Source organism: Paradesertivirga mongoliensis (assembly GCF_024436395.1).
Taxonomy (GTDB): Bacteria; Bacteroidota; Bacteroidia; order Sphingobacteriales; family Sphingobacteriaceae; genus Paradesertivirga; species Paradesertivirga mongoliensis.
In genome coordinates this window covers 191095-216633 of the sequence record NZ_JAFMZO010000003.1, presented here as the reverse complement: position 1 = coordinate 216633, position 25539 = coordinate 191095, and the positions used below count along the sequence as shown (strand labels likewise).

The following is a 25539-nucleotide window of genomic DNA, read 5'->3' as shown; positions in this document are numbered from 1 at the left end:
GACTGATCTGATAATATAAACCCCACTATATGAAACCAAACTATAAACTATGTATTCCGATAGTTTTTGCGCTGTCTTTAATCTCTTCGGTCGGTTCCGCGCAGTTACAGGATATGAACCTATTAAATTCGCCGGTAGACATAAGCCGCGATTTTAGAGACTTTACCAATACCTATTATCTCGCCGATAGCCTATCCAAATTTAATCCTGCAACCGCGAGTGGCGAGGTTTTATATAAGCGCCACAACTACATCACCCGTCAGGCGTTCGATAATATGCTCGGAGTTCTGCGGCCAGCAGCTGCCAACGAATTTCCGACAACAGAATATGCTGCATCTCCTTCTCTGCCGTTTTCCATCGAATTTGTATCACCTCGTACTGTACGGATCAAAGCGACCTCAGGATTTCAAGTTAAGCCCGATCAGGAATCGTTGATGCTGGTAAACGGCAAAGCCCCTGTTGATAAGTCCTGGAAATATTCCCGGATTAAAGGCGGCCACCGCTATACGAGCGCATTTGGCTCCGTAACCGTGTCCGAACATCCCTGGCGCGTGGCAATACGTGATGCGAACGGCAAGCTATTAACACAAACCGTTCACAGTCGTGACAATGCTGATTCAACTTTTACCCCGATAGTTCCTTTTTCGTATGTCAGACGGGCCTCTGATTATTCCCGGAGCATGTCGGCCGCCTTTTCCTTGTCGCCTAACGAGAAGATATTTGGCTGCGGAGAATCTTTTACGGGATTTGATAAACGCGGCCAAAAAGTTGTTTTGTGGGCTGATGATGCAAACGGCGTTCAGAACGAAACGATGTATAAACCCATTCCCTTTTTTATGAGCAGCAGGGGATACGGTATGTTTATGCATACATCTACGCCGATCACCTGCGATTTTGGAAAGTACTTCAGCGGCGTCAATTCTATGATGATCGGCGACGATGAACTGGATCTCTTTGTTTTCCTTGGCGAACCTAAAGAGGTATTAAATGAGTACACTAATCTTACCGGTAAATCGCCCATGCCGCCTCTCTGGTCGTTTGGCTTCTGGATGAGCAGGATTACGTACTTCTCCGAGAAGGACGGGCGTGATGTAGCTGCCAAGCTTCGTGAAAACAACATTCCTGCAGATGTGATTCACTACGATACTGGCTGGTTTACAACCGACTGGAGAACAGATTACCAGTTTGCTCCAGACCGCTTTAAGAATCCGGCAAAGCTGCTTAGCGATCTAAAGAAAGAAGGTTTCCATGTTTCTTTATGGCAGCTTCCTTACTTTACACCCAAGAATACTCTCTTTACGGAACTGGTTCAACATAATCTGGTAGTTAAAGATGCGAAAGGTAATCTGCCCTATGAGGACGCGGTTCTGGATTTTTCGAACCCGGCTACCATCAAATGGTATCAGGATAAAATTGCCGGCCTCTTGAAGCTGGGCGTTGGGGCAATTAAGGTGGATTTCGGCGAAGCTGCCCCTGCAAACGGTATCTACCACTCTGGCCGCACGGGTTTTTATGAGCATAATTTGTATCCCTTAAGATATAATAAAGCGGTTGCCGATATCACAAAGCAGGTTAACGGTGAAAATATTATTTGGGCCAGAAGTACTTGGGCGGGCAGCCAGCGTTACCCCTTACATTGGGGAGGCGATGCAGCAAACACCAATACAGCCATGGCTGCAGAATTGCGGGCCGGATTATCTTTCGGCCTTTCGGGATTCGCTTTCTGGAGCCATGATATCGGAGGGTTTGTTCAGAGCACCCCGGAAGACCTGTATGGCCGATGGGCCGCATTTGGCTTTCTTTCCTCACATACCCGAAGCCATGGCGCCCCTCCAAAGGAACCTTGGTTGTATAGCCCAGCTTTTTTAAAGACATTTAGAACGGCGGACGAAATGCGATATAAATTAATGCCTTACATTTACGCTCAGGCAAAAGATTGTTCTGAAAGAGGACTGCCGATGGTTCGTGCGCTCTTTGTTGAATACCCGAACGATCCGGGTTCCTGGCTCATAGACGATCAATATTTGTTTGGGTCGGACATGCTGGTAGCGCCATTGTTAGAGAATGTTCAGGAGCGTGATGTTTATTTGCCGCCGGGTAAGTGGATAAATTATCAAAGCGGTGAGACGTATACTGGCGGCTGGCAGAAAATCAAAGCTGGACCGGTGAAGGCAGTTGTTCTCGTTAGAAGCGGTGCGGTGATTCCGCATATTAAACTCGCTCAGTCTACTATGAAAATGGATTGGTCGAATATCGATTTAGTGTCTTATGCAGCGAACGGCGAAACCGCTCTGGGGCTTATATGTCTGCCCTCTGATAATGTTCTTCAGAAAATTTCGGTGGATGGCAATACATTGCAGGCTGATCCGTATCAAGGAAGAGTGAAATGGCAGATCAAGTCTTATAAATAATATTGAAAAGAACAAACAGGTGGCAATTTGTTTTCATCATTCAGACACTCAACCAACAATATCAATTATAAAATGAAAAAATCACTTATTACCGGTTTAATAGCAGGAGTTTTTTTAGTTGGGAAGCCCGCAATAGCCCAGCAGCAGACCGATCCTGCAACGGAATCAAAAATTGCCGGTCTTCTGAAGCAGATGACCCTCGATGAAAAAATAGCAATGATCCACGGAAATTCATCGTTTACGTCAGCGGGTGTTTCCAGACTTGGTATCCCTGAACTTACAATGTCTGATGGTCCGCATGGAGTTCGGCCGGAACATGGCCGGGATTGGTCGCTGGACAATAAAGGGAACGATTCCTCCACCTATCTACCGGTAGGCATAACGCTGGCTTCTACATGGAATCCGCAACTAGGTTATGCATTCGGTTCGGTATTGGGTAGCGAAGCTAAATTTAGGGGAAAAGATATCATCCTTGGGCCTGGCATTAATATCCTTCGCACTCCTTTAAACGGCCGAAACTTTGAGTATATGAGCGAAGATCCTTACCTGGTCTCAAAAATGGTGGTGGGATATATTAAAGGTGTTCAGGATCAGGGGATATCTGCTTGCGTGAAGCACTTTATTGCAAATAACCAGGAAGTCAAAAGAGATGGTATAAACGTCGAAATGAGCGAGCGTGCTTTGCGCGAAATTTATCTGCCGGGTTTCAAAGCAGCTATTGTAGAGGGCGGTGCCAATACGGTGATGGGTGCGTATAATAAGTTCAGAGGTGAGTATTGTACATATAACGACTATTTAGTTAACAAGATATTAAAGGGAGAGTGGGGTTTTACGGGATTGATGATGAGTGACTGGGGGGCTATTCATACTACCAAAGCCGCTCTTCTTGGTGGAGCCGATTTAGAAATGGGCTCTGACATCGGGACGCCTCCTCTTAAGTTCAACGATTTCTACTTCGCCCAGCCTGCTTTAAAAATGGTGAAAAGCGGAGAAGTTGCAGAATCTGTAATAGACGATAAAGTTCGCAGAATTCTTAGAGTAATGTTTAAAACAAACATGATCAATGCAAATCGTACTGCAGGGGCGCATGCTACATCCGAACACGCTTTGGTGGCTAAAAAAGTTGCTCAGGAGGGAATCATATTGCTAAAAAACAGAGGAAATATCCTGCCGATGCAAAAAAATACAGTAAGGTCGATTGCAGTAATAGGTGCAAACGCCAACCGTGATAATGCAATGGGCGGGGGAAGCTCTCAGGTGCGACCTCGATATGAGATCACTCCCTTGGAGGGCCTTCAGTCTTGCGTTGTAAACAATACTGCAATTCGTTTTTCGCAGGGGTATGCCATTGCACGAGACGCTAAGGCCGATCCAAAAATGATAGCAGAAGCTGTAGAAAATGCCAAAACAGCTGAATATGCAATTGTTTTTGGTGGCTGGACTCACGGATACGACTACAATAAATGGAGCGATAATGCATATGATGCCGAGGGCGCTGATAAGCCCAATATGACTATGCCGTTCGGTCAGGATGAGTTGATAACTGCAGTTCTGGATGCAAATCCAAATACAATAGTGGTCTTGTTCGGCGGTGGTGCCCTGGATATCACCAAATGGGAGGGAAAAGCGAAAGCGATTTTACAGGTCGGTTACCCCGGGATGGAAGGTGGTAATGCAATCGCTGAAATCCTCTTCGGTGATATAAACCCTTCCGGGAAGTTGACGTTTTCGTGGCCAAAAACACTTGCCGATGCGCCTGCACATAAAATAGGCGAATATCCCGGCGATGGAACTACGGTGAGATACAAAGATGATATTTTTGTTGGCTACCGTTACTTCGATAAATATAAAGTAAAGCCACAATTCAGCTTTGGACACGGCTTATCCTATACCGACTTTAAATATGGGAAATTGTCGGCTTCTTCGGCAAACGGACTGGTAACCGCTAGTTTTACCGTTACAAATTCTGGGTCCAGAGCGGGGGCGGAAGTTGTTCAGTTGTATGTAAAAGATAGCAAATCGTCCTTGGTTCGCCCCGAGAAAGAGTTGAAGGCATTTGAAAAGGTGGTTTTAAATCCAGGTGAAACTAAGACGCTGAAATTTACCCTAAACGCCGAAGCCTTTAGCTTCTTTGATGATAAAGAGATGAAATGGGTGCAGGAACCCGGACAATTTCAGATTTTTGCCGGAAGCTCGTCTTCAGATATCCGAACGAAAAAGAGAATAAAGCTTTAACAAGCTGGCAAAAAAAAATCCCGAAGCATGCTTCGGGATTTTTTTATTTCTAAAATCGAAATTACTGAGCAACGCTATCAGTAGCAACAGTGTCAGTAGCTAAGCTATCAACAGTTGTAGTAACAGCAGTATCAAGAACTGCAGCAGTATCAGCAAGAGCTGAATCACCAGCATTTTCTTCTGATTTGTTTGAGTTACAAGCAGCTACTGATAAAGAGATAGCTAGAGCTAAAAAACCGAATTTGAATGAATTTTTCATTTTTGAGGTTAAAGTTTATGATTAAACAAATATTTCATTCATTAATACAGGCAACGGAGAAAAGTAACCCGCCAATCTCGCGAATTTTTAATTTTTTTTTTAGTTATCATTGGGTTACCAAATTAATATTGGGGTATTAACTAGTGAGCAGAGAGATAAAAAGTTCAGTACCAGAAGATAGCGAAGTTATATTAGGTATTCTTAACGATTCGAAAAAAACGCTTGAAGGGATCTATAAAGCTTATTTTCCGATGGTGTTGCAGTTGGTGGTTACAAATAACGGTTCTGAAGATGATGCTAAAGACATCTTTCAGGAATCGGTAATAGTTCTTTATGATAAAGTAAAAGCGGGCAACTTTGAGCTCAACAGCAAACTGAAAACATTTTTGTATTCTGTATGCAGGAGGCTATGGTTGAAGCGTTTAAATATAAAAAGTCGAAGCTCGGGGAATATTGCTGATTTCGAAGGTATTGAGGCTGTTGAACAGGATCTGGAATATCACGAAGAAAAAGACAGGCAATTTAAACAAATGGACGAGGCTCTGGGTCATTTAGGGGAGCCCTGCCGGACGATAATCGAAGAGTTTTACATAAACAACAAATCTATGCAGGAGATTTGTGAAGCATTTGGGTATACCAATGCTGACAATGCAAAGAATCAAAAGTATAAATGCCTGCAGCGCCTCAAAAAGTTGTTTTTTCAGGTTTAATAAAAAAAAGAAATGGAATTGACCGAACGCATTGAAGCTTATTTAAATGGAGAGATGTCTGGAGCAGAGCTTGAGGCTTTTGAATCGTTACGTGCTACAAATCCAGCTTTAGACCAACAAATAGTAGCTCATCAGGCCTTTATTACTACTTTAACCAACTACGGTAAAAAGAAAAAACTGATGTCTGACATGAACGCAATTCATGAAACTTTGGATGTTCAGTCAATTAAAGCCGATGTTATTCCTGCCTCCACACTCGTACGAATGTTGTGGAATAAATACCGTGTCAATGCTGCTGTTGCAGCGTCTGTAGCTATATTAGCAGTGTTCACTTCATTACTGTTAACAGGATATTTCTCGCACAACGCTACCAAATCTGATATGAACCTGTTACGCCGTCAAGTGAGCCGCGAGCTTGGGGAAGTAAAGAAGGACCAAAAAGAGATTCTGCGTAACATGGAAGCTCCAGTTAATCCGGGAATATTTGGCGGGACAGGTTTTGCATTAACTGCCAACGGGTACGTGGTTACTAATAGCCACGTGATCAAAGGGGCCGATTCCATTTACATCCAGAACGGTAAAGGCGACTCATATAAAGTAAATGTTGTGTATGACGATCCTGCTTTTGATCTTGCGATCTTAAAAATAAATGACGCCGATTTTGAAACTTTCGGCTCAATACCCTATTCAATCAGAAAGGCGCAGTCAGATGTTTCAGAGAACGTATTTACCGTTGGATTTCCCAAAGATGACCATGTTTTGGGTAAAGGCTATTTGAGTTCGGCAAGCGGTTATAAAGGTGATACAACCGAGTATCAGGTGGATATAACGGTAAATAACGGAAATAGCGGCGGTCCTTTACTTGATAACAGAGGTAATGTTATCGGTGTTATAAAAGGGAAGCAATCTCTTGCCGACGGTACCGGATTTGCTGTAAAATCAAAATACATTCTGGCAGCCGTTGATTCTCTTCAAAATACTTCAGATGCACAGATCGTTCTCAATAAGAAGAACCAATTAGCTGGCCTAAGTTCAGCTGATCAGTATAAGAAGTTGAAGAACTATGTTTTTATGGTTAAAGTATATTGATTAATATTTATTTCATAATTTCAGAAACCTTTTAGCTCTTGCTCGAAGGTTTTTTTTTGCTTAAAATAACCGGTTCTTAACATGAAAGGTTGTGTAGCCATTTTTCTTTTTTATTTCTTGTGCACTGATATATCGGCCCAGACCGGAGCCCTTAGCGGGATGGTACGAGATGGCGAGGAGAATAGGGGCCTTTCTTCAGCTAACGTGTTTTTAAGTAACGCAACAAATGGAACACAAACCAACAGTCAGGGGCATTTTTTGCTTCGCAAGATTAAGCCAGGGCAGTATGATCTGGTGGTGAGTCATGTTGGTTATGATACCTGGGTAAAACGGATTACAATCAACCAGGATACACAACGTTTTGAAATTAAACTTCATCCGAACAACATAAAGCTAAGAGAAGTGGTCATAGGCCACGATCCAAACTGGGCCCGGAATTATGCTAATTTTAAACGGATTTTTATAGGCTCTGGTGAGAACTCCGGCAAATGTATAGTTTCAAATCCTAAAATATTATCCCTGTTTTTCGACTCCCGGCTTAAGCGGCTTGAAGCCTCAAGCGACGAGTTTTTAATTATCGAGAATGAATACCTGGGCTATCGTCTGAAATATTTGTTAAAAGAGTTCGAATGGCTTCAGCAAAGCGGATTGACTTATTATGCCGGACAGGTGTTGTTTGAGAATCTTAACGGAACGGCCAGACAACTGAAACGATGGAAAGAAAATAGAAGACAGGCGTATTTTGGATCTAACCTGCATTTCTTTCGCCTGCTACGGTCCGGTAATTTGCACGAAAATGGCTATCTGGTTCGGAGTCTTCAAAGAATTAAGGTCGCGGACAGACCCAGTGATGCTTATATCCTTGAGAAGATCAGAACGTTTCATCGTAACGCATCAAACCCAAACGACTCTCTTGCCTATTGGAGAAAGTTGTACCGGAGCCCAAAAGCTATTAGCCTGATAGGCCGCGAAAAACTTGAATCGGGAGATATTGCAAAGCCAACAAACCTGCCAAACTTGCATGCCCTTGATTATCAAACAGACTTACACTTAATTTATGAACCCAAGAAAGTGTATAATCCTTACAGCAGGATACGTGAACATCCGACTACAATTATAGCATTTCAAAAGAGGCCGGTATTGTTTGACTTAAACGGTGTTGTTGCCAATCCTAGGAGTGTGATATATGAGGGCGCCTGGAATCAGGGAATTGTCGAGTTACTTCCTCAGGATTATGAGCCAGAGTAAAAGCTATCGGTCTAATTCACCCAAAACAATATCCACAGAGCCAATGATGGCTATCAGATCCGCAATCAGTACCCCTTTCGAGATTTCTGAAATAACTGAAAGATTATGGAAGCTTGGTGCTCTGGCTTTAACACGTTTTGGTATCTCACTCTTGCCATCAGTAATAAAATAATATCCTAGTTCGCCACGCGGGCTCTCGGCCCGAAAGTAAAAGTCTTGCGCTTTAGGGATGATTTTCTTTGGAAGTTTAGCTCTCGGATCGAAGTCAGTAGTTCTTTTAAGATCCTTTTGTAATCTTTCCAGGCATTGCTCGATGATAAGCACAGACTGCTCTATCTCATCGATCCGTACTTTAAAACGGTCCCAGCAATCTCCTGTAGTCCCCATCTCTCCTTTTCCCACCGGAACTTCGAATTCTAACTCGGGATAAGCGGAATATCCGTCCACCCGCCTTAGATCCCATTTCAGGCCCGATCCTCGTAGCATTGGCCCCGAACAGCCGTAATTTATGGCAACGTCTAAGGGTAAAATTCCAACGTTCGCCGTCCGTGAGATAAAAATTTGGTTTTCGGTTAGCAGGCCATTCAATTCCACCATCTTAGGTTTAAAATAGTCTACAAATTCCTTGCACCGTTCTTCAAAGCCAACAGGCAGGTCAAAAAACAAGCCGCCAACCCAAATATAATTATATAACAGCCTTGAACCCGACGCCCACTCTAACATATTCATGATGTGTTCCCTGTCCCGGAAGCACCATAAGAAGGGGGTGAAGGCGCCAATATCAATGCCGTATGTTCCCAGGGCAACCAGATGCGAGCCAATTCGGTTCAATTCACATACCAGCACCCGTATATATTCAATGCGCTGTGGGATATCCTGATCAATGCCGAGCATTTTCTCAACCCCCATTACCCAGGCATGCGAATTATTCATAGAAGCCAGATAATCCATCCGGTCTGCAAACGGTATAGTTTGCTGATAGGTAAGATTCTCTGCGTGCTTTTCGAAGCATCGATGCAAATAGCCCATATGAGGGATTACTTCCCTCACAATTTCCCCATCGGTAATAACCTCAAGTCGCAACACCCCATGTGTGGAGGGATGCTGAGGACCAATGTTGATAATCATCTCATGGGCTTCAGCCTCAGCGATCAGCTTTTCATAACGAGTTGCGTATTTTTGCTCCATATAATTCCCCTTATAGCTTGGGGGGTTACACTTTGATTCCTCTGTAATACTCCTGTGCTTTATAGTCTTTTCTAAGCGGATAGCCTTCCCAGTCGTCGGGTAGCAGAATCCGTCGTAAATCGGGATGGCCTTCGAAATGAATACCAATCAGATCATATGCTTCGCGTTCATGCCATTCCGCAGTTCGCCAAACCTGGCTAACAGTAGGGACGGAGGGAAGTGATTCTCTGGTTCTATCGTGATATTTAATAACTTTTAACGTAAGCTGCTTTTTGTAAGGAATGGAAGCAAGGTGATACACTACACCGAACATGTTCTCCTCAATACCGTAATCAACACCCGAGAGACATTCTAACAAATCGAAATACGTTTCGGGGTTGTCTCTGAGTTCAAGGCAAACTTTAGAAATTTTGTCTGGCTGAATAATTAAAGCCGCCTGCATGCCCGACGTCTCTTCGTTTATTATAGTATCCGGACCAAACTTTGCAATCAGCAATTGTTTTATTTCGTCGAAACTCATGTTAGGGAGCTAAGCGCACAATTTTCCAGTTCTTTTTATCAGAACGTTTATAAACAATACGATCATGAAGCCGTCCGGGCCGACCCTGCCAAAATTCAACAATTTGTGGCTTTAGAATATATCCCCCCCAATAGGCTGGTTTGGGCACTTCTTTGTCTTGAAATTTCTCGGTCAGATCCTGCCAGGCTTTTTCCACAGTATCTCTGCTTGCGATCTCCTGACTTTGTTGTGATGCAATAGCGCCTAGCTGACTTTCTTTAGGTCTAGAGTGGAAATATTTTTCCGACTCCTCTTTGCTTACTTTTTCAAGGGTTCCTTCAATTCGAACCTGCCTCTCTAACTCGGCCCAGAAAAAAACAACACAGGCGGCCGGGTTCTTGGAGATCTCTTTTCCTTTTCTGCTTAAGTAATTGGTATAAAATGTGAATCCTGTTTTATCGAATCCTTTCAGTAACATTATTCTCGCCGAAGGTTTGCCATCATGTGTTGATGTTGCCAGTGTCATGGCGTTTGGTTCGTAAATCCCTCCGTCAAGAGCTTCTGAAAACCATTTTGCAAATTGACTGATAGGATCTGCGGCTACATCTTTTTCCGACAAAGACGCCGAGCGATATTCCTGTCTCAGGTTTTCTATTGTTTCTTTTTTAATTGCCATAATGAATTGCAAACTTACTAATTCGTAACAGAATATTCGGGATATCAATCAGTAAAACAAGATGTTTGAATTATTGGCAATTAGCTATCTTTTTAAAACAATATTTCTTGAAAAAACATATATTAGTTTAACCATGTTGATATATTATGCTAAATGAAATACCAGCCAGAACCGGGAGCCTGTTGATCTCCGAACCGTTTATGTTAGACCCTAATTTCAAAAGATCGGTTGTGCTATTGTCCGAGCATAATGATGAGGGAACTGTGGGGTATGTATTAAATCAAAAAAGTGATTTTGTATTGAAGGACTTGATTCCTGACTTTGAAGATTCGTATAATCCGGTATATATTGGGGGCCCGGTGGGTAACGATACGCTGCATTTTATCCATCGCTGTTACGACAGGATGAACAGTGGAGCTGAAATAGCGAATGGTATTTATTGGGGAGGAAACTTTGAAACGTTAAAGCTCCTCGTTAACGGAAATCAGATCCAGGAAAATGAAATAATGTTTTTTGTGGGTTATTCCGGCTGGGACGTAGGGCAGCTGGATAAAGAACTGGAACAAAATTCGTGGCTGGTGACTAATACCTACAACCCCGATTTATTATTTGCAGACGAAGAGGAAAATCTCTGGAAAGATATCGTGATAGGGCTGGGGCCTAAATATGCCCATATAGTGAACTTTCCTGAAAATCCTTTGTGGAATTAATTAGTCACGCTGGCCAGCTAAAAGATATAGCACAGCCATTCTAATTGCAACCCCATTTTCTACCTGGTCGAGAATGATAGATTGTTTACTATCGGCCACATCACTCGTAATTTCAACCCCCCGGTTTATAGGCCCTGGATGCATAACAGTGATTTCTTTGTCAAGAGAGTCAAGGATCTGCTTATTTAAGCCATAGAGCATAGAATATTCTCTTAATGAAGGGAAATATTTGATGTCCTGACGTTCCAGTTGTATGCGAAGCATATTGGCCACATCGCACCAGTTCAACGCTTTAAGAAGGTCAAATTCTACTCTCACGCCAAGCGACTTTATATATTTCGGAATTAGGGTTGTAGGACCGCAAACCATAACTTCTGCACCTAACTTTTGGAGGCAGAGAATGTTAGACAAGGCCACCCTTGAGTGGAGAATATCGCCAATTATGGCCACTTTTTTGCCGCTTACATCGCCATATTTCTCTCTGATCGAGAATGCATCTAACAAAGCCTGAGTTGGATGCTCATGAGCTCCATCGCCAGCATTAACAATTTGAGCATTAACTTTCTTGCTCAGGAAAACTCCGGCTCCAGGATAGGGGTGTCTCATCACTACCATGTCCACTTTCATTGCCAGAATGTTGTTCACTGTGTCAATCAGAGTTTCACCCTTGCTTACAGAAGATGACGACGCAGCAAAGTTCACAGTGTCGGCCGATAGGCGCTTTTGAGCCAGTTCAAACGAAAGCCTGGTTCTGGTAGAGTTCTCAAAGAAGATATTCGCTATGGTGATATCCCGTAAGGAAGGCACCTTTTTTATGGGTCTGTTTAATACGTCTTTAAAAGTATCAGCGGTTTCAAAAATCAGTTGAATATCATTCTCACTTAAATCTTTTATTCCTAAAAGATGCCTGGTACTCAATTTCTGATTGTTTTCTGCCATCGTCTTATTCTGCTGCTTCTGATAATAAAATAACTTTATCTTCCTGATCTGCTTCCTTCCATGTAACCAGTACCTTTTGCGAATTGATAGAGTCTACCTGTATTCCTATATAATCAGGCTCTATAGGTAAGTGCCTTGAAAATCGTCTGTCTACTAACACCAGAAGCTCAACTTTTTCCGGGCGCCCAAAAGCAAGCATGGCGTCCATTGCCGAACGGATGGTTCTGCCGGTCCATAAAACATCATCGATCAGAATGACTTTTTTGCCTTCAATAATGAAGTCGATCTTAGTGCTGTTAGGTACTAGCGGGCCTTCCCGGCGACGGAAATCATCCCTGAAGAAAGTGATATCCAGGTCTCCGTTCAGTATATCAGCCTGTGGAAGAATATTTCTGAGTTCTGATGCAATTCTGTTCGAAAGGAAAATACCCCGGGGCTGAATACCCAGAATTACAGAGTTAGAAAAGTCGTTGTGATTTTCAATTAACTGATGGCAGAGGCGTTGAATGGTTATCTGAAACTTCTGTCCGTCAAGCAGGGTTAAGTTTTGCATCAGTTATGATTTGGGCAAAGTTAAAAAATAAATTATATCGAGCAGATAAAAATGTGATTTAGGTGAGGGGCGTCATCGGATGAATATAATACATCAGGCATTTTTCATCCTACGACTAATAATGTGAACTTTCGTATAGTTAGGGATGAATATAGTTTGGTTGGCTGATTCATTCTAAACTAACAAGCAACAAAAAAGCCCTGCTAAATTTTTAGCAGGGCTCATATTACGAGGTATGAATTATTATTCAGCTCCTTCTTCAGTTTTCTTCGCAGCAGATTTTTTAGCCGCTTTGTTTTCAGCGCCTTCCATCTGCTCTTTTAGTTGAGCTAATACGTCCAGATCGCCTAAAGTAGATTTTTCAACTGAATCTTTAACTTTCTTCACCGCGCTTGTAGTTGCTTTAACATCTTTTTGTTTCTGCGCTCTTTCTTCGTTACGGGCTTCGTTTTTAGCTTCTTCCCAGATACGAGAGTGAGATACTACAATGCGTTTTGATTCTTTGTTAAACTCGATGATTTTGAAATCCGCAGTTTCTTCAGCTTTAAGAACTTTGCCGTCTTCTTTAACAGTATGTTTGCTTGGAGCGAATCCTTCAACACCATACGGTAAAGCTACAATAGCACCTTTCTCGGTAACTTTTAAAACTGTTCCTTCGTGAATTGAATCTAAAGTGAAGATAGTTTCAAAAGTTTCCCAAGGGTTTTCCTCAAGTTGCTTATGTCCTAAACTCAATTTGCGGTTCTCTTCGTCTAATTCAAGAACTACCACGTCTAATTCTTCACCAATTTTAGTGAACTCGTTAGGGTGATTTACTTTTTTAGACCATGAAAGGTCAGAAATGTGAATCAATCCGTCAATTCCTTCTTCGATTTCTACAAATACACCAAAATTGGTCATGTTTTTAACAACAGCTTTATGCTGGCTTCCAACAGTGTATTTAGCAGCGATATCTTTCCAAGGATCTGGCGTTAATTGTTTAATACCAAGGCTCATTTTGCGCTCGTCGCGATCTAAAGTTAAAACCTGCGCTTCAACTTCATCACCAACTTTCAGGAATTCCTGAGGATTACGCAAGTTTTGAGACCATGACATTTCTGATACGTGAATTAATCCTTCAACACCAGGGGTGATTTCAAGGAATGCACCGTAATCAGCAACCGTTACAATCTTACCTTTAACTTTAGAACCCACAGCAATGTTGGTATCTAAAGACTCCCAAGGATGAGAAGTAAGTTGTTTTAAACCAAGGGCGATACGTTTTTTCTCATCATCAAAATCAAGTACAACCACATTGATCTTTTGATCAAGAGTTAATACTTCTTTTGGATGCTCGATACGACCCCATGAAATATCTGTAATATGCAGTAATCCGTCTACGCCGCCAAGGTCGATAAACACACCGAAATCCGTGATGTTTTTAACGGTACCTTCAAGAACCTGACCTTTTTCAAGTTTGGCAACAATTTCTGTTTTTTGGTTCTCAAGATCATCCTCGATAAGAACTTTGTGAGATACAACCACGTTTTTAAACTCGTGATTGATTTTCACCACCTTAAATTCCATGGTTTTGCCTACGTAGATATCGTAGTCGCGGATAGGCTTGATATCAATCTGAGAGCCGGGCAAGAAAGCCTCAACACCCATAATGTCAACGATAAGACCACCTTTTGTACGGCTTTTTACATAACCGTTAATGATGATATCGTTTTCAAGAGCCTCATTGATAAGCTCCCAAGACTTCTGAGTTTTTGCACGTTTACGTGAAAGAACCAATTGTCCGTTAAGATCTTCCTGAGATTCAACAAATACGTCCACTTTATCACCAACTTTAAGATCCGGAGTATCACGGAACTCAGATAATGATACCATACCATCAGACTTAAATCCGACGTTTAATACCACATCTTTGCTGTTAATGTTAACAACAGTACCGCTGATAATTTCACCTTTGTTGATCTGGTTGAAAGTACCTGCATACATTTGTTCAAGCTTTGCACGCTCTTCCTGGCTGTAATTGCCAAATCCTTTGTCGTCAGCATCCCAATCGAAATCTCCGGTTGGTGTAACTAACGTTTTAGACTTAATTTCTTCAATTGACAATGAATCAGCTTCTGACTCAATGTTTTCTTTCTCAGTAACCCTTGTGGTTTCTTCAAGTTCTGCTGATTTAGCAATCAGCTCTTTTTCTGCTTCTTGTTTTTTGGCCATTAATTAATTTGTCTCCTTTTCCTGATTTTGAATCAGGACAGCAAAGGTAGGTAAATACATTTTTATCCTAAAAATTTTTTTTCGATTAATTCATTTCTATGTCGCTGTATTGCAGTCTGATAGTTTTTCTCGAAACCCGACAGCGTTCTAAATGTTATGGAGAGATAGAAATCAACCTATTGAACATGGAAACACCAGATAGTAATAACCGCAAAATTAAAAGTGCAGAGGATGAGCTCAGAGAAAAAAATGCCGATGCTCAGGAAAGAAGAAAACCTGCTGATGACGGATTTAAAACCGGAAAGAAAACACACGGACTAACCTGGGAAGCACCAATGGATGAACAGGCATTTGACGAAGGTGGTTTGAGCAGGAATCCGGCAGACGAAGAAGCTGATTAGATACCTTCTTCAATCAGCTTAACAGCATTTTCTATTCCGTTCTCAGAGGCCAGTTTCTCTGCCATTACACGGCAATTTTCTTTTAAGCCCTGATTATTTATTAATTGGGAGATTTTTTCTTTAAAGATATTTGGAGTCAGTCTCGACACCGGCACCGGTTTTACTCCGAGCCCTTTTTTGTAAGCAAGGTCGCCCCAAAAGTATTGGTCGCCTACCGGATAAAGAACCGGGCAGACAAACATGGGTTTCCCGGCTTTCAAGCACTCCGCAGTAGTGCCAATTCCGCCGTGATGAACAACGGCTTTCACCCTCGGAAAAAGTGCCTCAAACGGCACAGAGGAAATTATCTTAACATTAGGTGAAGGCTCCATATGCGGGACATCCCAGTCGCTCCAGCACGCCGCTATTAAGAATCGCTCCTTAATTTCAGAGGCTGTTTGCATAATCATGCCGGCAATTTCTCTCTTAAGTGGCATACTGCCGAAAGTGATCAAAATCGGAGGCTCGCCGGCGTCAAGGTATTCTGAAATTTCGGCTGGCAGAACCGCGCCCCCTTCAGGAAACCAGAAACCGGTAAGCTGATGTGCCTTTGACCAATCTTTTGGCCGTTCAAGAAAGTGCTCGCTAATTCCGTAAATAGAAGGTATGTTGTATTTGATTTTGGGCTTATGTTCCTGTAGGCCGTTTTGCTGGCAAAAGTGATTGATGGGTTTTCTCAAAACGCGGTATCTCAAATTTACCCACTTATAGCTCCATCTGTTCATAAATCCGGGAAGCCAGAAGCCGCTTAATATGGGATTTAAAAAGGCGGCCGTTTCCTCCATCGCCGGTACAACGGCAACGCGTACGGCTTTGGTATTCAGCTGTCCGGTAAAAACATCAGCCAGGGTTTTTGGCCTGTATATAAAAAGGTCGCTGTTTTGAGCTAACTGATAACATTCATTTAATGAGTTTTCAATAAGGGGGTAGATCAACTTATCAAGGTTTCGCTGTATAGCAAACAGGTTGGCTTTAAGGATCTTCTTACCCTCTTCCGAATTTAAAATCTCTTCGTAGTCAACGTTAATAGGGTGAAAATCGATCCCATAACTTTCTACCAGGGCTTTGAAGTTTCGGGCAGTGGAAAGAGTAACGTCATGACCGCGGGCAGCAAGGGCTTTTCCGAGTATGGCGTATGGCTGTACATCGCCTCTTGTTCCTATGGTAGAGATTGCAATTTTCATAACTGGAATGCAGTGCTTGAACTTTGAAGCAAAAAGAATACCGTTAAGGATATCTTTTCCTGCATTAAGTACAATAACTGTCGACTCCTGATAAAGTTTGTGCAAACTACCCGCAGCGTGTTAAGAGCAGATAAACTTTACATTATGGTTACCTGTTCCTCAAAAGGGGAGTAATGTTTTCGAGCGCCAGAGCGAGCTGTTGTTCTTCGGTGAGATCGGTGTTATCCAGGATGATAGCGTCTTCAGCGCGTGTCAGCGGACTTTCCTTTCGGGTAGTGTCCTGATAATCGCGATGCGCCAAATTGTCGAATACTTCTTCAAGGGTAATGTTTTCGCCCTTATCAACAAGTTCTTTAAATCTACGCTCGGCTCTTATTTTAGGGTCTGCAGTCATGAAAATCTTTACCTGCGCGTCGGGAAATACCGTTGTTCCAATGTCTCTTCCATCCATAACTATATTTTTCGATCGTCCCATACGCTGCTGCTGCTTCACCATTTCTTTTCGTACCGCTTTGATTGCACTTACTTCGCTCACCATTTCTGAAACAGCCATGTTTCTTATTTCATCAGAAACTTCTTCGTCGTTTAAGGTGATATGCGTTTTGTAATCTTTAGAATGGAAGTTTAAATGAATGTCTTTGAGGGCCTCGCTCACCAGCTCTTCCTTACTGATGTCGATCTTGTTACGCTGCAGATATAAGGTAACCGCGCGATACATAGACCCACTGTCAATATATATGAAGTGTAGTTTTTTTGCCAGCGCCTTCGCCAATGTGCTTTTTCCGCACGACGAATAGCCATCAATGGCCACTACTATATTGTTATTCATTGGAACAAAGATATTATTTGCGCCGAATTTTAAACAAAGCAAGTATATTTTGTTTATTTGGGATATGGAGATCTCAATTCATAATCTGCTTCCAAATATTACTTTTAAGACATCGAGAAGCGGTGGAAAAGGCGGACAAAATGTAAATAAAGTTTCAAGCAAAGCAGAGCTTAATTTTGATTTTGAGGCTTCAGAACTATTTACTACTGAGCAAAAAACACTTCTAAGACAGAAGCTTGCTGGTAAGATGACATCGGAAGGATTAATTCAGGTGATTTCTGAGGAAGAAAGGAGTCAGTACCTGAATAAGGAACGAACTCTTCAAAAGCTTTTGTTGCTGCTGAAAAATGCACTGCACGTTCAAATGCCACGGAAGGCAACTAAGCCGAAGAAATCGGCGGTAGCACAGCGTTTAAAAAACAAGCAGCAGCAGGCTTTAAAGAAGCTTAACCGAAGTAAGAAAGGCTTTGAGTTCTAGCAGATCAAAAACGATAATAAATTGCTGCAGATCCATATTGGTGCGAAGTTTTCTGCATTTTCACGTCCCTTGATTTAAAAATTACCGAAAAATTTAGCGTCCAGCGATTGGCAGCGTAATTTATCCCGAATTCATGTGAGTATTGAAACCTTTTGGGATCGAAAGTAACGGGCCCCTTATCATCGGCGAATAGGCCTCCCTGAACCGTTGCGTCATATCCGATAAAATTCAGCATCGGCCGCGTAAAAAAGAAGAATTCCTTTTCAGGGATGGAATCACCAGCCGAATTCGAAATCCGGCTATTGGCGCTTACCGAGTTAAAGAATTTATTAATGCGTCCTGTGCGGTAGAGAATTCCCGCTCCCACACCTGTAAAAGTGCTGCCGATATTTACGTAGGAGTTTAAGCTGAGATCGTTATTTCCGTTTCGCACAAGCAGGGCGGAGTGTTTTAGAGCTGCATTTATGCCCAAATCATTGTTTACCTGATATTCCCAACCTTTAATAGGATAAAACCCAATAGCTTGGTGCAGACCTTTCTGAACCTCTTCGCCTAAAGCGTCGGGACCGATCGTTCCGGCATTTAGTGAGAGTTCAAAAACATGTTCGTTCGGCAGGAACAGATTTAATTTTCCTCCTGCATATAAGTAAGCAGCAAAAGGTCTGTCTACCTTGCTGATGTCATCTATTTTGCCCGTGTAAGGATTAAACATATACTGTCCGGCTTCTGCTTCCCAGATCAGTTTCGCAAAACGGGTGGATATCCGCTCCTGATTGACAGCATGCCTGAAAGTGATGAAGAGGCCGTTCGTATAATATTGGTCTTGTCCGTAGGCTAGAAAAGAATCATTATCTGCCCGAAATCCAAATTCGTTTCTAAAGTTCTGGGAAAGTACCAGAAAAGGAAAAAGAAGAAGGCACGCCAATGCGGAGGTCCTGCATTTCATTTTTGAGTACCGGCGTTTATTGTCAGAAAGAATATCCGAATGATATATAAGGATAGTACGGTATAAAATATCCTTTTCCAAAGACAGGGGAGACGCCGCCTCTAAACATAAAACCACCATCCAGCGGCTGTTTTCTGTAACCAAATGTCATTGTGCCAAAAACGGTTGAGCCCGACTCACTTTCATCGTCATCTCCAAATGCGTCGAGAGCAGCGCTGGCATATGTAGCCCCTAGGCCGACTTCAAAATATTTTTCGCTTTTGCCCAACAGATAATTTAATTGCAGCGGCAGGGTAAATAAAGATGCTTCTGAGACCTGAGTATAGCTGATTCCCACCTTCATTCCTAAGCCATCCGGCTTTGTAGAAAATCGTGTGTCGTAATTGACCGAATAAAGTCCTCCTGATCCTAGAATTTCAAAAAAGACGGCCTGTGGTCGTTTATTTAAAGAATCCGTTTTAGTGATTTGTTGCGCCCGCGTTGCTGTACCTATGGATGCGAGGAGGCAAAGTAAATAGATGAATTTTTTCATACGTTTATTATAAACCTTGAAGTTAAAAAAAAGAGACAGAATCGAATCAAATCCTGTCTCTTTTTTTGCGGCTTATATTTTAGTTTAAAATGCTTGCTGGCCCTTTAACCGTTAAATCAATTGGATCTTTTACCTTTTCGTTGGTAAGGGCGAGATCGATTACTTCTTTCATTTCCTTAACATAGTAAAAGGTAAGATCTTTGATATAATCTTCTTTTATTTCAAGGATATCCTTCTCGTTCGATTTGGATAAGATGATCTCTTTAATATTAGCTCTTTTTGCAGCAAGTATTTTTTCCTTGATTCCGCCGACAGGCAAAACTTTACCACGAAGCGTGATCTCGCCAGTCATTGCAAGGTGCTGCTTTACCCTGCGCTGAGTGAACGCCGAAGTCAGTGCTGTCAGCATCGTTATACCGGCAGAGGGCCCATCTTTAGGTGTAGCGCCGGCAGGCACATGGACATGTACATCCCATGATTCGAACAAACGATGGTCAATATTAAATTTGGCGGCATGTGCCCGAAGGTATGCCATCGCTATTTCTGCTGACTCTTTCATTACATCGCCGAGATTTCCGGTAATGGATAGTTTTCCTTTTCCGGGACTTAAGCTCGCTTCAATAAATAAAATATCGCCGCCAACCTGTGTCCAGGCCAGGCCGGTAACCACACCAGCTACTTCGTTGCCTTCATATAGATCTTTATCGAACATCGGTGCGCCAAGGATTCTTTCTATGTCGACTTTATTAAGTGCAGAGGTATATTCCTCTTCCATTGCAATCTTAGTGGCAACTCCACGTACTACCGATCCGATCCTTTTTTCCAGGCCACGTACTCCTGATTCGCGGGTATAATCCTCAATGATCTTTTCGAGAACTGAAGCTTTTAAGGCCACATCTTTTTTCTTTAAGCCGTGCTGTTCAAGTTGCTTAGGTAAGAGGTGCTGTTTGGCAATTTCTATCTTCTCCTCAATGGTGTAGCCGTTGACCTCAATTATTTCCATTCTGTCTAGCAAGGCAGGCTGGATATTGCTTAAGGAATTCGCCGTGGCTATAAACATCACGTTTGATAAATCGAAGTCAAGCTCTACATAATGATCGTAAAACGCGTTATTTTGTTCGGGGTCGAGCACCTCTAACAAGGCCGAAGAGGGATCGCCTCTAAAATCATTTCCAACTTTATCTATTTCATCCAGTACAAAAACCGCATTGGCCGCGCCCGCTTTTTTTAGTGACTGAATGATTCTTCCTGGCATTGCGCCGATATAAGTTTTCCGGTGGCCGCGAATTTCGGCCTCGTCGCGGATACCACCAAGGGCCATTCTCACGTATTTACGTCCCAGTGCTTTGGCAATCGATTTTCCCAGAGACGTTTTTCCAACCCCCGGAGGGCCTGCAAGGCATAGAATAGGTGCCTTCATATTGTTTTTTAGCTTCAAAACAGCCAGGTACTCAATAATACGGCGTTTTACTTTATCAAGGCCAAAGTGGTCTTTATCAAGGATGCGTTCGGCCCGTTTCAGGTCGAAGTTATCTTTAGTGAATTCGTTCCATGGCAGGTCTAAAAGAAGTTCAAGGTAATTCACTTGAACAGAATAATCGGCTGCAGCCGGATTCATCCGCGCAAGCTTGTCGAGTTCTTTTGAAAAATGACTGGCAATCTCTGCAGACCATTTTTTCTTCAATGCCCTTTGACGTAAATTATCCAGCTCAAGGTCCGGAGAGTTGCCGCCTAGCTCTTCCTGAATAGTTTTTAACTGCTGATTTAGAAAATAATCACGTTGTTGTTTGTCTAAATCAGTACGTACTTTAGATTGAATTTGATTCCGTAGCTCAAGCATTTGAAGCTCCATAGTAAGATGCTCGAGGACCATTTTTGCTCGTTCGTACAGGTTAGCTACCTCTAACATCTGCTGTTTTGCCGCAACGTCGGCATTCATGTTAGATGAAATAAAGTTTATCAGGAAAGAGGTGCTTTCAATGTTTTTAATAGCGATACCAGCCTCGCTCGGAATATTCGGCGAAAGCTGAATAATCTGCATAGCCAGCTCTTTAACCGAAGCAACAATGGCTTTAAATTCCTTATCGGCCTTTGGTTTTATCTCTTCGAACTTGTTGATGCTTGCTTTTATGTACGGTTCGCTTTGTACGGCCTCTCCTAAACGGAAACGTTGCTTCCCCTGGATAATGACTGTTGTGCTGCCATCAGGCATTTGCAGCATTTTGATAATAAGTGCTACCGTTCCTACATCGTTTAGCTGCTCAAATGTTGGATCTTCAATGCCAACATCCCGCTGAGAAACAACCCCAATGGTACGGTCGCCTTTATAAGCATCTTTTATAAGTTTGATGGATTTGTCTCTGCCAACAGTAATAGGGATGACCACCCCGGGAAACAGCACCGTATTGCGCAATGGCAATATAGAAAGTACTTCCGGAGTTTGTTCATTGTTCATTTCCTCTTCGTCTTCCTGAGACATCAGGGGAAAAAACTCGGTATCTTCGTTAATTATGGGTAGTGTTTGATGAAAATCAAATTCGCTCATGCATTTCCTTTCTCAACGTCAAATTGACAGTTGAATTTTTTTTTGCTGTGTGTTTATTTATGAATGCATATGATTGCAATGCCTATGCCAAGTCAAGATTTATTTTGTCCACATCTCATAATCTTGCCTAAAATGGCTTCATTGCCATTCAGGATAGTTTTTGAAGGCCAATAATGCTGTTAAAAAGTCAGCAATTCAATCGATTCTTTTTTAAACAAAGAAACAAAATAATTAACCTTGTGTATTATTACATTCTTTAAATCGTTATACATTATATTATTGTACAAGGTTTGCGGATAAAGAATAATAATATAATTTATGCGTTTCAGCAACAGGTTAACTCACAAAGTTCAAATGAAAGTAATCACATCACTTTTCTCTTTCCTACTATTATTCACAGGCTTTTCTTGGGCGCAACAGTCAGAATCCAATAATGCCTATGTGCGCTTAGGTAATAAAGCGCTTTTAGACGGCGATTTCAAAAACGCGGTTGTTCATCTCGAAAAATCACTTCCCGCCGAAGCCAGCAATGCGGACGTACTTTATATGCTGGGGTATTCATATTATCACTCGGGCGACTATCAAAAGGCGATAAGTACTTTTGGGAAAGTTATTTCCCTGCAGCCCAATAATGTTTCCTCTTATTATTATCGTGGCAAAGCCCGTAACTTTCTGGGAGCACAAATGAACACTTCACTTACTCCTGCAGAACGGGAAAAGATCTTACTTGCGAGTATCAAAGATTACACAAAAGCTATCGAGTTAAATAGCGAGGATAAGAAGCTTTATCAAAACAGAGCAATCGCTTACCGTGATTATGCCATTCTTAAGGGCCAGAAGAATCCGAAAACCTATGATAAAGCCGCTGCTGTCAGTTCGTACAAATCGTGTATCAACGACCTTCAGCGGGTGCTTGATTCCAATCCGGGAAGAAAGGATATTATGGATGAGATGAAGAAAGCTAAAGTTTATATGGCAAACCTCGAATAAGATTGCGAAGTACTCAACAAAAAAAAGCGACTTTTGGTCGCTTTTTTTATGCACGAAAGTCAGTTACCTGCTGCTATTATATCGCTTTGAAAATGGGATTCTTGCCCCAAAGGCCTGCACCCAATAGTAGTTTTGCATTGCAATCCCGATTTCCCTAAAGGCAGGATTCATAATGTTTTTACAGTGGCTTGGACTTTTCAACCATGCTTCCATCACTTCTCTAATAGTGCGCTGATTGTAAGCTATATTTTCACCGATGGTGAAGGTTTGAAATCCGGCAGGCGTATATCCTGCGGCTGTAATACGATCTTTTATCCGGTCGCCGTTTTTACTCACATGGCTGAAGTACCTGTTTCTTGACATGTCTTGCGCGTGGCCCAGTGCCGCTAATTGCAGTCTGTCGTTCCAACTTAAAGGTTCAGCAGGCGGCATATATACGTCTCCGCATTTGCAGCCTTCCTCTCTGGCTTTATTAATGCGTTTTAAAAATTCTTTTTGAAAATCTACCACTTCCATAAATGAACTGGCTACTGCCGGTTTAGCGGCAGGCACTGTTTTTTTAACAGTGTTTTGTTTTTCAATAGCACATGAGGCAAATACTAAAAATGCAACTGAGCCCCAAACTAATTTTTTCATAATACCCTTTCACAGATGAACGAATAATTAAATCTTTTATTGGGTTTTTAGTTTTTAAATCTTGCGAAAATGGAATAGCTGTTAGTGCCCATTATGCGAACGGTCTGGCGCTTTTTAATGCTGTAGAGAGAGTCAGGGTAGTAATCCAACTGTTCTTCTGAAGAGTAAAGCATATTTTGTGAAGCATTCAAAATAGTGATGTGTTTAATCGTCCCTCTGTAAGATTCGATAGATATTTTTCTGGTTTTCAGTTGCTTGTCCTTCGAAATATATTCTTTGATATTTCCTGTGTTGATAACTTGGTAACTATTTTTCCAGGCGGGTTTGTTAATGTCTGATGCAGAGAAAAGCTCAAGCTCTGCTTCCCAATTATCAAGCATTATGCTTCGTGCTTCTGATTGCCCGTTTTGAAGAACTGTTTTGCTTATTACAGGATTTTGCTTTTGTAGTTTTTTTACCTCTTTTGAGAAGTACCCTTTAATATCGAAGTATTGTTTTGAAGTCTCTTTGTTTTCGTTGCCGCAGGAGGCAAGAAAAACAAAGAGAATCAATGCCGGATAATATTTCATACTAAACCAGGATATCGCCTGTCATGCTTTCAGGCACCGGCACTCCAAGGATTTTAAGAACAGTCGGAGCAATATCGCCAAGCTTTCCGTTTCCAATTTTAGAGTAATCGTTATCAATTAAAATACAGGGAACCAGATTTGTGGTGTGCGCTGTATTCGGAGAGCCATCTTCGTTCACCATAAAATCTGCATTGCCATGATCGGCAATAACAATGAACGAATAGCCCTGCTCCGATCCGCATTCAACAACGGTCTGAAGACAGCTGTCTACCGTTTCAACTGCCTTTACAACAGCAGAGAACACTCCGGTATGACCAACCATGTCGGGATTGGCGAAATTAAGACATACAAAATCAGGTTTGTTAGTTCGAAAATCTTCACAAATGGCATCTCTGATTCCTTTCGCGCTCATTTCGGGCTGCAGATCGTAAGTCGCCACTTTAGGCGAAGGAATGAGAAGTCGTCTTTCACCCTTAAATTCTTTCTCCCGTCCTCCCGAAAAGAAAAACGTTACGTGAGGGTATTTCTCAGTTTCAGCTATTCTAACCTGTGTTTTTCCATGTTTTTCAAGCACTTCGCCGATAGTTTCAGTAAGGTCATCTTTGGTAAACACTACTTTAACATCTTTAAACGTATCATCGTAGGTGGTCATGGTGATATACTTCACACTCAAAGGCGTCATCTGATACTCAGGGAAGGGCTTCTGAGTTAGAGCGAGGCTTATTTCGCGCCCGCGATCTGTTCTGAAATTAAAGCAGATAACTACGTCGCCTGGTTCGATTACAGCAACCGGCTGGCCAGATGAATCTACTTTTACAATCGGTTTCATAAACTCATCGGTAACACCTTCGTTATACGAATCGCGAATGCTCGAAATAGCATCGCTGGTTTTTGTCCCGGTGGCGTTCACCATTACATCGTAAGCCTGCTTTACCCGTTCCCATCTGTTATCCCGGTCCATGGCGTAATATCTGCCGATCAGTGAAGCTAATTTAGCCGGCGAATCATTCAGATAAGATTCGAGCTTAGTAATGTATTCTATACCCGAATTAGGATCGGTATCCCTGCCATCTAAAAAGCCATGTATGAAAACTTTATCGAGATCATAACTTTTAGCAGCTTCGCATAAGCCGATCAGATGACGGGTATGAGAGTGAACACCCCCATCCGAAACCAGACCTATAAAATGCACTTGTTTGTTTTCTTTTTTGGCATATTCAAAGGCTTCCTTTAATGCCGGATTGGACGCAAGTTCCCCATCTTCTACCGCTTTGTGAATACGGCCCAGCTCCTGATATACCACCCGGCCCGCGCCTAAATTCATATGGCCAACTTCCGAGTTTCCCATCTGGCCTTCCGGGAGACCTACAGCCATGCCCGAAGCTTCCAGAGTCGAATTGGGATATTTTGCAATCAGACTATCAAAAAAAGGAGTGTTTGCAGCAACAATGGCGTTTGATTGATCCGGATTACCGTATCCCCAGCCATCAAGTATTATTAAGGCTAATTTTTTATTTTCCACGGGTGCAAACTTACATAAAATTTGATTTTGATCTACGTGATGACGAATGCCTGAACATTTATTTGTTTTGGCCATTTAGAATGGCTTAGCAATACCGTTGTAAACAAATCCACATATATCGGTGTATTTCTTATTTTTGC

The 25539-nt window shown here is 42.2% G+C and carries 24 protein-coding genes; 9 read left to right on the top strand and 15 right to left on the bottom strand.

The features are described 5' to 3' along the window. The first annotated feature begins 29 nt into the window (after positions 1-29). The gene (locus J3P43_RS12230; RefSeq protein WP_255902770.1) at positions 30-2411 is read left to right on the top strand and encodes a glycoside hydrolase family 31 protein; all 2382 of its coding nucleotides are present in this window, start codon (positions 30-32) and stop codon (positions 2409-2411) included. A gap of 72 nt (positions 2412-2483) precedes the next feature. Next, complete coding sequence (locus J3P43_RS12225) at positions 2484-4646, top strand: glycoside hydrolase family 3 C-terminal domain-containing protein (protein WP_255902768.1); 2163 nt, start codon at positions 2484-2486, stop codon at positions 4644-4646. 61 nt (positions 4647-4707) lie between these two features. On the opposite strand, the gene J3P43_RS12220 is transcribed toward J3P43_RS12225, so the two are convergent. Then, a complete protein-coding gene (locus tag J3P43_RS12220; protein ID WP_255902766.1) occupies positions 4708-4905 on the bottom strand; it encodes a hypothetical protein in 198 nt (65 codons plus the stop codon). Positions 4906-5048: 143 nt separating this feature from the next. Here J3P43_RS12220 and J3P43_RS12215 point away from each other — a divergent pair, with 143 nt between their 5' ends. From J3P43_RS12215 to J3P43_RS12205, 3 genes are all read left to right on the top strand, one after another. After that, positions 5049-5615, top strand: a complete 567-nt coding sequence (locus tag J3P43_RS12215) for an RNA polymerase sigma factor (RefSeq protein ID WP_255902764.1) — start codon at positions 5049-5051, stop codon at positions 5613-5615. A 12-nt stretch (positions 5616-5627) separates the two neighbouring features. Continuing rightward, positions 5628-6704, top strand: coding sequence for a S1C family serine protease (locus J3P43_RS12210; protein ID WP_255902762.1), 1077 nt, complete (start codon positions 5628-5630; stop codon positions 6702-6704). Between the two features lie 117 nt (positions 6705-6821). Then, on the top strand, positions 6822-7952 hold the full coding sequence (locus tag J3P43_RS12205; RefSeq protein WP_255902761.1) for a carboxypeptidase-like regulatory domain-containing protein: 1131 nt from the start codon (positions 6822-6824) through the stop codon (positions 7950-7952). A 3-nt stretch (positions 7953-7955) separates the two neighbouring features. On the opposite strand, the gene J3P43_RS12200 is transcribed toward J3P43_RS12205, so the two are convergent. Genes J3P43_RS12200 through pdxH form a run of 3 tightly spaced genes read right to left on the bottom strand, consistent with a single transcriptional unit; the run spans position 7956 to position 10315 of the window. Then, entirely contained in the window at positions 7956-9140 is a 1185-nt protein-coding gene (locus J3P43_RS12200) for an NADH-quinone oxidoreductase subunit D (protein WP_255902759.1), read from the bottom strand. Between the two features lie 25 nt (positions 9141-9165). Beyond that, complete coding sequence (locus tag J3P43_RS12195; protein WP_255902757.1) at positions 9166-9660, bottom strand: NADH-quinone oxidoreductase subunit C; 495 nt, start codon at positions 9658-9660, stop codon at positions 9166-9168. Position 9661: 1 nt separating this feature from the next. Then, positions 9662-10315 carry a pyridoxamine 5'-phosphate oxidase gene (gene pdxH / locus J3P43_RS12190; RefSeq protein WP_255902755.1) on the bottom strand — a complete coding sequence of 218 codons (654 nt, stop codon included), beginning with the start codon at positions 10313-10315 and terminating at the stop codon, positions 9662-9664. 146 nt (positions 10316-10461) lie between these two features. Here pdxH and J3P43_RS12185 point away from each other — a divergent pair, with 146 nt between their 5' ends. After that, positions 10462-11025, top strand: a complete 564-nt coding sequence (locus tag J3P43_RS12185) for a YqgE/AlgH family protein (protein WP_255902753.1) — start codon at positions 10462-10464, stop codon at positions 11023-11025. On the opposite strand, the gene J3P43_RS12180 is transcribed toward J3P43_RS12185, so the two are convergent. The 3 genes from J3P43_RS12180 to rpsA all read right to left on the bottom strand — a co-directional run bounded on the left by J3P43_RS12180 (position 11026) and on the right by rpsA (position 14728). Beyond that, positions 11026-11964 carry an aspartate carbamoyltransferase catalytic subunit gene (locus J3P43_RS12180; RefSeq protein ID WP_255902751.1) on the bottom strand — a complete coding sequence of 313 codons (939 nt, stop codon included), beginning with the start codon at positions 11962-11964 and terminating at the stop codon, positions 11026-11028. It lies immediately after the preceding gene. A gap of 4 nt (positions 11965-11968) precedes the next feature. After that, positions 11969-12517 carry a bifunctional pyr operon transcriptional regulator/uracil phosphoribosyltransferase PyrR gene (gene pyrR / locus J3P43_RS12175; RefSeq protein WP_255902749.1) on the bottom strand — a complete coding sequence of 183 codons (549 nt, stop codon included), beginning with the start codon at positions 12515-12517 and terminating at the stop codon, positions 11969-11971. Positions 12518-12760: 243 nt separating this feature from the next. Then, positions 12761-14728 (bottom strand): 30S ribosomal protein S1, encoded by a 1968-nt coding sequence (rpsA, locus tag J3P43_RS12170; RefSeq protein WP_255902747.1) that lies wholly within the window; start codon positions 14726-14728, stop codon positions 12761-12763. 185 nt (positions 14729-14913) lie between these two features. Here rpsA and J3P43_RS12165 point away from each other — a divergent pair, with 185 nt between their 5' ends. Further along, positions 14914-15129, top strand: coding sequence for a hypothetical protein (locus J3P43_RS12165; protein WP_255902745.1), 216 nt, complete (start codon positions 14914-14916; stop codon positions 15127-15129). On the opposite strand, the gene J3P43_RS12160 is transcribed toward J3P43_RS12165, so the two are convergent. Further along, complete coding sequence (locus tag J3P43_RS12160) at positions 15126-16352, bottom strand: glycosyltransferase (RefSeq protein WP_255902743.1); 1227 nt, start codon at positions 16350-16352, stop codon at positions 15126-15128. The two genes, J3P43_RS12165 and J3P43_RS12160, sit on opposite strands and share 4 nt — an antisense overlap. A 148-nt stretch (positions 16353-16500) precedes the next feature. Then, a complete protein-coding gene (gene cmk / locus J3P43_RS12155) occupies positions 16501-17181 on the bottom strand; it encodes a (d)CMP kinase (protein WP_255902741.1) in 681 nt (226 codons plus the stop codon). Positions 17182-17245: 64 nt separating this feature from the next. Between cmk and arfB the strand changes: the two genes are divergently transcribed. After that, positions 17246-17659 (top strand): alternative ribosome rescue aminoacyl-tRNA hydrolase ArfB, encoded by a 414-nt coding sequence (gene arfB / locus J3P43_RS12150; protein WP_255902739.1) that lies wholly within the window; start codon positions 17246-17248, stop codon positions 17657-17659. A 4-nt stretch (positions 17660-17663) separates the two neighbouring features. On the opposite strand, the gene J3P43_RS12145 is transcribed toward arfB, so the two are convergent. From J3P43_RS12145 to lon, 3 genes are all read right to left on the bottom strand, one after another. Further along, on the bottom strand, positions 17664-18605 hold the full coding sequence (locus tag J3P43_RS12145; protein WP_255902737.1) for a lipid A deacylase LpxR family protein: 942 nt from the start codon (positions 18603-18605) through the stop codon (positions 17664-17666). Positions 18606-18627: 22 nt separating this feature from the next. Next, complete coding sequence (locus J3P43_RS12140; protein WP_255902735.1) at positions 18628-19137, bottom strand: hypothetical protein; 510 nt, start codon at positions 19135-19137, stop codon at positions 18628-18630. Positions 19138-19216: 79 nt separating this feature from the next. Continuing rightward, a complete protein-coding gene (lon, locus tag J3P43_RS12135; RefSeq protein WP_255902733.1) occupies positions 19217-21682 on the bottom strand; it encodes an endopeptidase La in 2466 nt (821 codons plus the stop codon). Positions 21683-22036: 354 nt separating this feature from the next. Between lon and J3P43_RS12130 the strand changes: the two genes are divergently transcribed. Then, a complete protein-coding gene (locus J3P43_RS12130) occupies positions 22037-22672 on the top strand; it encodes a tetratricopeptide repeat protein (protein WP_255902731.1) in 636 nt (211 codons plus the stop codon). Between the two features lie 63 nt (positions 22673-22735). On the opposite strand, the gene J3P43_RS12125 is transcribed toward J3P43_RS12130, so the two are convergent. Genes J3P43_RS12125 through gpmI form a run of 3 tightly spaced genes read right to left on the bottom strand, consistent with a single transcriptional unit; the run spans position 22736 to position 25399 of the window. Further along, positions 22736-23308: a CAP domain-containing protein gene (locus tag J3P43_RS12125; RefSeq protein ID WP_255902729.1), complete on the bottom strand. Its 573-nt coding sequence runs from the start codon at positions 23306-23308 to the stop codon at positions 22736-22738. 47 nt (positions 23309-23355) lie between these two features. Next, the gene (locus J3P43_RS12120; protein ID WP_255902727.1) at positions 23356-23877 is read right to left on the bottom strand and encodes a hypothetical protein; all 522 of its coding nucleotides are present in this window, start codon (positions 23875-23877) and stop codon (positions 23356-23358) included. 1 nt (position 23878) lies between these two features. Next, positions 23879-25399, bottom strand: coding sequence for a 2,3-bisphosphoglycerate-independent phosphoglycerate mutase (gene gpmI / locus J3P43_RS12115; RefSeq protein ID WP_255902725.1), 1521 nt, complete (start codon positions 25397-25399; stop codon positions 23879-23881). Positions 25400-25539: the final 140 nt, after the last annotated feature.

What these genes read in the sequence shown, in the direction of transcription:
- J3P43_RS12125 (WP_255902729.1), bottom strand. Translation starts at nt 23,308, where the DNA reads ATGAAAAAATTAGTTTGGGGCTCAGTTGCATTTTTAGTATTTGCCTCA.
- J3P43_RS12130 (WP_255902731.1), top strand. Translation starts at nt 22,037, where the DNA reads ATGAAAGTAATCACATCACTTTTCTCTTTCCTACTATTATTCACAGGC.
- arfB (WP_255902739.1), top strand. Translation starts at nt 17,246, where the DNA reads ATGGAGATCTCAATTCATAATCTGCTTCCAAATATTACTTTTAAGACA.
- J3P43_RS12210 (WP_255902762.1), top strand. Translation starts at nt 5,628, where the DNA reads ATGGAATTGACCGAACGCATTGAAGCTTATTTAAATGGAGAGATGTCT.
- J3P43_RS12180 (WP_255902751.1), bottom strand. Translation starts at nt 11,964, where the DNA reads ATGGCAGAAAACAATCAGAAATTGAGTACCAGGCATCTTTTAGGAATA.
- J3P43_RS12140 (WP_255902735.1), bottom strand. Translation starts at nt 19,137, where the DNA reads ATGAAAAAATTCATCTATTTACTTTGCCTCCTCGCATCCATAGGTACA.
- J3P43_RS12195 (WP_255902757.1), bottom strand. Translation starts at nt 9,660, where the DNA reads ATGAGTTTCGACGAAATAAAACAATTGCTGATTGCAAAGTTTGGTCCG.
- J3P43_RS12145 (WP_255902737.1), bottom strand. Translation starts at nt 18,605, where the DNA reads ATGAAATGCAGGACCTCCGCATTGGCGTGCCTTCTTCTTTTTCCTTTT.
- J3P43_RS12225 (WP_255902768.1), top strand. Translation starts at nt 2,484, where the DNA reads ATGAAAAAATCACTTATTACCGGTTTAATAGCAGGAGTTTTTTTAGTT.
- J3P43_RS12200 (WP_255902759.1), bottom strand. Translation starts at nt 9,140, where the DNA reads ATGGAGCAAAAATACGCAACTCGTTATGAAAAGCTGATCGCTGAGGCT.
- J3P43_RS12160 (WP_255902743.1), bottom strand. Translation starts at nt 16,352, where the DNA reads ATGAAAATTGCAATCTCTACCATAGGAACAAGAGGCGATGTACAGCCA.
- J3P43_RS12165 (WP_255902745.1), top strand. Translation starts at nt 14,914, where the DNA reads ATGGAAACACCAGATAGTAATAACCGCAAAATTAAAAGTGCAGAGGAT.
- lon (WP_255902733.1), bottom strand. Translation starts at nt 21,682, where the DNA reads ATGAGCGAATTTGATTTTCATCAAACACTACCCATAATTAACGAAGAT.
- rpsA (WP_255902747.1), bottom strand. Translation starts at nt 14,728, where the DNA reads ATGGCCAAAAAACAAGAAGCAGAAAAAGAGCTGATTGCTAAATCAGCA.
- pyrR (WP_255902749.1), bottom strand. Translation starts at nt 12,517, where the DNA reads ATGCAAAACTTAACCCTGCTTGACGGACAGAAGTTTCAGATAACCATT.
- pdxH (WP_255902755.1), bottom strand. Translation starts at nt 10,315, where the DNA reads ATGGCAATTAAAAAAGAAACAATAGAAAACCTGAGACAGGAATATCGC.
- J3P43_RS12185 (WP_255902753.1), top strand. Translation starts at nt 10,462, where the DNA reads ATGCTAAATGAAATACCAGCCAGAACCGGGAGCCTGTTGATCTCCGAA.
- J3P43_RS12230 (WP_255902770.1), top strand. Translation starts at nt 30, where the DNA reads ATGAAACCAAACTATAAACTATGTATTCCGATAGTTTTTGCGCTGTCT.
- J3P43_RS12220 (WP_255902766.1), bottom strand. Translation starts at nt 4,905, where the DNA reads ATGAAAAATTCATTCAAATTCGGTTTTTTAGCTCTAGCTATCTCTTTA.
- cmk (WP_255902741.1), bottom strand. Translation starts at nt 17,181, where the DNA reads ATGAATAACAATATAGTAGTGGCCATTGATGGCTATTCGTCGTGCGGA.
- J3P43_RS12120 (WP_255902727.1), bottom strand. Translation starts at nt 23,877, where the DNA reads ATGAAATATTATCCGGCATTGATTCTCTTTGTTTTTCTTGCCTCCTGC.